This is a genomic window from Streptomyces alkaliterrae, assembly GCF_007097205.2.
Lineage (GTDB): Bacteria > Actinomycetota > Actinomycetes > Streptomycetales > Streptomycetaceae > Streptomyces > Streptomyces alkaliterrae.
Window position 1 is genome coordinate 1 of the sequence record NZ_VJYK02000314.1, and the last position, 6,266, is coordinate 6,266.

Consider the following 6,266-nt stretch of genomic DNA (forward strand, 5'->3'; position numbering starts at 1 on the left):
GCGGCCCCGGCGGCCCCGGCGGCCCCGGCCGTCAGCTCACTCCACGAAGTCGCCTGCCGCCACCCGCAGCGGGCGCAGCAGCGCGAAGACCTCCTGGCACTCCTCGCTGTCGTACGTGCCGAGCCCGAAGTCCATCGCCATCAGGTCCCGGGTCGCCTCGTCGCACACCTCGCGGCCCCGGTCGGTGATCGAGGCGAGCGTGCCGCGGCCGTCGTTGGGGTTGGGGCGCTTGTCGACCAGTCCGGCGCGCATCAGCCGGTCGACCGTGTTGGTGACCGAGGTCGGGTGCACCATCAGCCGCTCGCCGATCTTGGACATCGGCAGCTCGCCGTGCTTGGAGAAGGTCAGCAGCACCAGCGCCTCGTAGCGGGCGAAGGTCAGCCCGTACGGCTTGAGTACGGCGTCCACCTCGGCGAGCAGGATCTGGTGCGCGCGCATGATCGAGGTGATGGCGGCCATGGCGGGTACCGAACCCCAGCGTTGCTTCCACAGCTCGTCGGCTCGGGCGATCGGGTCGAAGGAGAGGCTGAGCGGCTTGGACACCCGTAGCACCCTACCGGGCGACGGCCGTATGGCGGATATCCCCATCTCGTTCCGTGGACAGGCGGAAAGGCCGCGCGGTGTCCTCCCCGGCGGTGGACGTCCGCTGTGTCACGGTTGGTCGGACTTCCGGTGCCGTTGATCCGAGGGGAGCCGCATGCCCGGCCCAGCCGCCCGTACGCTCGCCGCGCTCGCCGCGGCCGTCCTGCTGGCCGGCTGCGGGGGCGGCGGCCCGGACGGCGCCCCCGAGCGGCTGCCGGAGCGCACCTCCGACGCCAAGGGCGAGTTCTGGGTCGATCCCGGCTCCGAGGCGGCCCGCCAGGTGCGGCGCTGGCACGCCGAGGGCCGCGACGACGACGCCCGGGTGCTGCGCCGCATCGCCGACCGGGCGGCGGCCGTCTGGCCCTCCGGCGAGGACCCCCGCCCGGAGATCCACCGCGCGATCCAGGGCGCGCGCCGGGACGGCGGGACGGTCGTGCTCGTCGCCTACAACATCCCGCACCGCGACTGCGGCCAGTACTCGGCGGGCGGCGCCCCGGACGCCGCCGCCTACCGGACCTGGCTGGAGGAGTTCGCCGAGGGCATCGGCGACCACCCCGCGCTGGTGGTGCTCGAACCCGACGCCGTACCGCACCTCGTGGACGGCTGTACCCCGCCGGTCCACCACGCCGAGCGGACCGCGCTGCTCGGCGAGGCCGTCGACCGGCTCAAGCGGCAGCCCCGGACGCGGGTCTACCTGGACGCCGGCAACCCGAGCTGGATCACCGACCCGGACGAACTGGTCGATCCGCTGCGCGCCTCGGGCGTGGAACGCGCCGACGGGATCTCGCTCAACGTCTCCAACTTCCAGAGCGACCGGGACGTCATCCGCTACGGCCGCCGGATCTCCGAGGCCCTGGACGGCAAGACGTTTGTCATCGACTCCAGCCGCAACGGCAGCGGCCCGCTGGGCGACGGCCGGGAGGACGACTGGTGCAACCCGCCCGGCCGGTCGCTGGGCCGGGCCCCCACCTTCGAGACCGGGGACCCGCTCGTCGACGCCTATCTGTGGATCAAGCGCCCCGGCGAGTCCGACGGCGAGTGCCGGGGCGGGCCCCCGGCCGGCAGGTGGTGGCCGGACTACGCACTCGGCCTGGCTCGCAACGCCGCCGCCGAGGCCGGCTGACGCCCCGGAAGCGGAGTGAACGGCCCGGGCGGGGACGGACGCCCGTCCCCGCCCGGAGCACGGGTCAGGGCAGGTGCACCCACCTCGCCTCGGACGGTGTGCCGTCCTCGTCGACGAGGAAGAGCATGTACCAGCCGGGCGGCAGCAGCGCCCGGTCGCCCGGCACGCTCAGCCGCACCGTGTCGTCCTCCCGTTCGAAGCCGACCTCCACCGAGCGCTGCTCCACGTCGGTGACGTGGGTGACGGCGCTGGGCCGGATCAGCCGCACCTTCGCGATCCGGTCGGCGTCCTTCGTCTGGAACACCGCCTTGCGGCCGGGCACCAGCCGCTCGGGCCCGGTGCCGATGACCGGCCGGGTCTCGGCCCGGCCGCCCTGCAGATAGGGCGGCGTGTAGACCTCGACGCGCTGCTCGAAGGTGCCGAGCCGGGTGTTGGCCTTGTCGGCGAAGAGCGGGTCGGAGCCGAAGGTGGCCACCCGGCCGTCGGGCAGCAGCAGCGCCTCGGCGTGGTAGTTCCGGCCGATCGAGGGGTCGGCGGCGGCGCGGAACTCGTTCTTCGCCGGGTCGTAGAACTGCGCCCTGCGGATGTCGCTGGCGCTGCGTCCCCGGTAGTCCCGGGAGCCGCCGGTGGTGAAGACGGTGTCGTCGGGCAGGATCACGCTGTTGAGGTAGCGGGTGCCCTGCGGCAGCGCCGGGCCCTCCTTGTAAGCGGGGGTCCGCTCCTTCAGGTCGACGATCGCGGTGCGGGCGGTGGACTTGCGGGACTCGCCGACCCCGCCGCCGCCGAGCACCATGACCCGGGCGTCCTGCGCCGGCGGCAGCAGCAGGGAGCTGGAGGTCTCCAGCTGGTCGGGGTCGGTCATGCCGTCGACGACGGTGAAGCTGTTGGTCTTCAGGTCCCAGATCCCGGGGTCGCGCCCCTTGTCGGCGGGCCCGTAACCGGCGTTGGAACCGGAGTAGAACAGCTGGTTCTCGCCTGTGAGGTAGAGCGCCGGGTAGGTCGGGAAGTACCGCTTGGGGCCGGCGGTCCACTTCTTCGTCGCCGGGTCGTAGATCTCGTTGTCGCCCTGGACGATCTCGCCGATGTCGTCCAGGCCGGAGACGGAGATGACCTTGCCGTCGGAGAGCGTGACCAGCGTCGGGTACCAGCGGGCCTCCCGCATGGGGTCCACCCGTATGTACCGTTCGGCGACGGGGTCGAACTCGAAGGTGTCGCGGATGCCCTGGAAGTCCTGGTCGTCCAGGGTCAGCTTCTCGGCGAGGCCGTAGAGGTTGTCGGCGTCCTTGCCCTTGAGGCCGACGATCTCGTACTGGGCGGGCTTGGCGGTGACCGACGCCCGGCCCTCCTTCACGGCCTCGACGAACACCCGGGCCTCGCTGGCGGTGACGGTGACGCCGCCGTCCTCGTCGGTCTCCTTCTTCGCCCTGGGCACCACGACGGGGAAGTCCGAGACGTACTCGGTGCCGTCGGGGGCGCGGAAGCGGGTGCCCTTGGGGAAGGTGTGCGGCTTGTCGGGGTTCTCGTTCTTGACGATCATCCCGCCGCCGGCGCGTTTCACGTTGTCGCCGAGCTGTTCGTAGCGGGCGGTGCCGCCGGCGACGAGCAGTTTCCCGTCGCCGAGTTGGGTGTGGCCGGCGCAGAACAGGTCCTCCGGCGTCGCCACCTTGGTGTAGCTGTTGTCCTTCGGGTCCCACAGGATCGTGTCGAAGCTGCCGGCGTCGAACCGGTCCTGCTTGTTGCCCGAGCCGGCTATCAGCAGCACCTTGCCGGTGTGCAGCAGGGCGGCGTGGATGGCGTTGGTACGGTACTGCGGCGGCACGTCGACGAGCTGCCAGGACCCGTACTGCGCCTTGTACTCGGGTTGGTTGATCCGGTACTCGTGGTAGCGCTCCTTGGCGAACCCCAGGGTGGCGGGGGCGTTGAGGCCGGCAAGGAGCACGGTTATGCCGGTGCCTATGAGGGTCTTCTTCATACGGGCGCTCGGACGGTAGGGCATGGTCAGCTCCCGGTCGTGGTGGCGGTGGAGGTGACGAGTGCCGGCGCCGACTCTGGCTCGGGCGCCGGGCGTTCCCGCCGGTCGCGGTACTGGGTGAAGCACCAGATGGCGACGGGCGTGAGGGCGATCACCAGTGCGAGCACCGTCCAGGTGCGCATGGCGACGTGGGTGTGGTCCAGGACGACGGACGCGGCGAAGCCGCTGCCGAGCACGACGACCCAGAACAGGTGGATGCGGAAGGTGCTCAGCCGGTCGGGGCTGGCCGTCTCGCCCTTGGGGGTCACCACGAAGCGGCAGTCCCTGCGGAAGACGGCCGCGACGAGCGAACGCAGGTAGACCGGCGCGCAGATCGCGGACATCGCCATGCCGGCCAGCCCGCCCGACCCCTCGGGCTCGTGCGGCGAGACGTTGTGCCGGCGGTTCCAGACGTACAGGCCGATCTGGAGCGCGGCCACGTCGCTGTACAGCATCAGCCACACCGCCGCCGTCACCTGGGTGCCGGAGGCGCCGAGCCACAGGAACAGCGTGCAGCTGAGCGCGCCCAGCAGCCAGGTGACCGCGCTCATCGGATAGTAGGCCAGCATGAGCGAGTAGTTGAGCAGCCGGCCGGGCGAGAAGCGGTGCGGTCGGCGCCAGTACTGCTTCAGCACCGTCTCATACGTCCCCCGGGACCAGCGCATCTGCTGGGTGAAGAAGTCCGTCCAGCACTCCGGGCCCTCGCCGACGGCCAGCACGTCCGGCGTGTAGACCGAACGCCAGCGCCGGCCGGTCGCCGGGTTGCGGGTGCGGTGCAGCTCGAAGCCGGTGGCCATGTCCTCGGTGATCGAGTCCCGCAGGCCGCCGATCTGCCGCAGCGCGCTCAGCCGCACCACGTTGTTCGTGCCGACGAACATGGCCGAGCCGTAGCGGTTCCCGGCCCGCTGGATCAGCGCGTGGAAGAGGAACTGCTGGGACTCGGCGAACTTGGTGACGGGCTTGACGTAGTTGCCGTACACCTGCGGGCCGACGACAAACGCCACGTCCGCGTCGCGGAAGTAGCCGAGCATCCTCTCCAGGTAGTTCGGCAGCGGTACGTGGTCGGTGTCGACGGCGGCGAGGAAGTCGTACTCCTCGCCGTGCATGGCGATCCAGGCGTTGTAGTTGCCGTGCTTGGTCCTCGCCCGGTGCGGCCCGGACTCGGTGTTCCACTCCGGTACGCCCTTGCGGGTGAAGTGGTGGACGCCGAGCTCGCGGCAGAGCAGCCGCGCCTGCGGGTCGTCGCCCTCGTCCAGCAGCCACACGTGCAGGGTGCCGTCGTGGCGCATCCGCACGGCGCCTTCCAGCGTCGCACGGAGCATCTCGATCGGTTCCTTGCCCGGTACGTAGGTGGTCGCGAACGCCACCCGGGTACCGGGTTCGGGGATCACCGGGACCGGGTCGCGGGCCACCATCGTGGCGTGCGCCACCGAGACCACGTTGAGCAGCCGGAACAGCTCGATGAGGCCGATGCACACCAGCATCACGGTGTCGGCGGCGACCAGGTAGCCGGGCGCGTTCTCCCGGTCCGTCCAGTGCGAGGGCCACACCAGCCACAGCAGGAAGACGCCGGACAGCAGCGGCGCGGCGGTCATCAGCAGGACGGCCCGCACCCGGTTGGGCTCCCGGGAGAGCAGACTGCGGTAGCGGACCCGGTAGGGGCCCCCGTCGGGCACGGTCAGCGGACCCGCGAGGCGGCTGTAGGTCTCGTAGTCGTAGGCCGGCAGCCCCACGGTCCCTCCTCCGTCCGAGAATCGCGACAACTCTCAGCAAAAGGGACCGGTCGGTGTGTGTCGAACGGGGTGAGGCGAAGAGGTGGCCCGGCGTCAGTTCGCCGGACCACCTCTGTGATGTGCCGCCGCGCGGCGCGACCTGCGCCGCCTCAGCGCAGGTGCCGCTCCACGGTCTCCACCTTGCTCGTTAGGCCGTTCGTGACACCCGGTCGGATGTCGGCCTTGAGGACAAGTGACACGCGGGGCGCCCGCGCCTCGACGGCGGCCACCGCCCGGCGCACGACGTCCATGCACTCCTCCCACTCGCCCTCGACGCTGGTGAACATGGCGTCCGTACGGTGGGGCAGTCCGGATTCGCGGACCACCCGCACGGCGTCGGCGACGTACTCCCCGACGTCCTCGCCGACGCCCAGCGGCGTCACGGAGAAGGCGACGATCACTGCTTGGCCGCCGGCTGCGGCTCGGCGGCGGGGGCCGGGGCGGCGGCCTCGGCGACCTCGCGGCGGAGCAGCTTCTCCGCGTAGAAGCCGCCGCCGGGCACGAGCGACAGGCCGAAGTACAGGGCGGCCCGGCCGAGCGGCCACTTCGCGCGGTTCCAGGCGTCCAGCCAGACCAGGACGTAGGCGATGAACAGGAAGCCGTGCACGGCGCCGACCACCGGGACCGCGTTGAAGTCGGTGGTGCGCTTCAGTACCGAGCTGACGATGAGCAGCAGCCAGGAGATGGCCTCCGGCATGCTGACGAGACGCAGCCTGTTCAGGGCGGAGACGGTCTTCGGATCCACGGTGAGTCCTCGGGGGGTGGGTGCGGGACCTGT

At 71.4% G+C, this 6,266-nt stretch carries 6 protein-coding genes; 1 reads left to right on the forward strand and 5 read right to left on the reverse strand.

Features of this window, described 5'->3' with window-relative positions; translation table 11 throughout:
- Positions 1 to 36 precede the first annotated feature (36 nt).
- A complete protein-coding gene (locus FNX44_RS22345; protein WP_143650584.1) occupies positions 37 to 543 on the reverse strand; it encodes a MarR family winged helix-turn-helix transcriptional regulator in 507 nt (168 codons plus the stop codon).
- 154 nt (positions 544 to 697) lie between these two features.
- On the opposite strand from FNX44_RS22345, the gene FNX44_RS22350 reads away from it, so the two are divergent.
- A complete protein-coding gene (locus tag FNX44_RS22350; RefSeq protein WP_143650585.1) occupies positions 698 to 1,705 on the forward strand; it encodes a glycoside hydrolase family 6 protein in 1,008 nt (335 codons plus the stop codon).
- A 64-nt stretch (positions 1,706 to 1,769) separates the two neighbouring features.
- On the opposite strand, the gene glxA is transcribed toward FNX44_RS22350, so the two are convergent.
- From glxA to FNX44_RS22370, 4 genes are all read right to left on the reverse strand, one after another.
- Positions 1,770 to 3,701 carry a radical copper oxidase GlxA gene (glxA, locus tag FNX44_RS22355; protein WP_143650586.1) on the reverse strand — a complete coding sequence of 644 codons (1,932 nt, stop codon included), beginning with the start codon at positions 3,699 to 3,701 and terminating at the stop codon, positions 1,770 to 1,772.
- A 2-nt stretch (positions 3,702 to 3,703) separates the two neighbouring features.
- On the reverse strand, positions 3,704 to 5,449 hold the full coding sequence (locus FNX44_RS22360; protein WP_323369582.1) for a glycosyltransferase family 2 protein: 1,746 nt from the start codon (positions 5,447 to 5,449) through the stop codon (positions 3,704 to 3,706).
- 149 nt (positions 5,450 to 5,598) lie between these two features.
- Positions 5,599 to 5,889 (reverse strand): MTH1187 family thiamine-binding protein, encoded by a 291-nt coding sequence (locus FNX44_RS22365; protein ID WP_143650588.1) that lies wholly within the window; start codon positions 5,887 to 5,889, stop codon positions 5,599 to 5,601.
- Positions 5,886 to 6,233 carry a DUF3817 domain-containing protein gene (locus FNX44_RS22370; RefSeq protein WP_143650589.1) on the reverse strand — a complete coding sequence of 116 codons (348 nt, stop codon included), beginning with the start codon at positions 6,231 to 6,233 and terminating at the stop codon, positions 5,886 to 5,888. The genes FNX44_RS22365 and FNX44_RS22370 overlap by 4 nt, the downstream gene beginning before the upstream one ends.
- Positions 6,234 to 6,266: the final 33 nt, after the last annotated feature.

What these genes read in the sequence shown, in the direction of transcription:
- FNX44_RS22350 (WP_143650585.1), top strand. Translation starts at nt 698, where the DNA reads ATGCCCGGCCCAGCCGCCCGTACGCTCGCCGCGCTCGCCGCGGCCGTC.
- glxA (WP_143650586.1), bottom strand. Translation starts at nt 3,701, where the DNA reads ATGCCCTACCGTCCGAGCGCCCGTATGAAGAAGACCCTCATAGGCACC.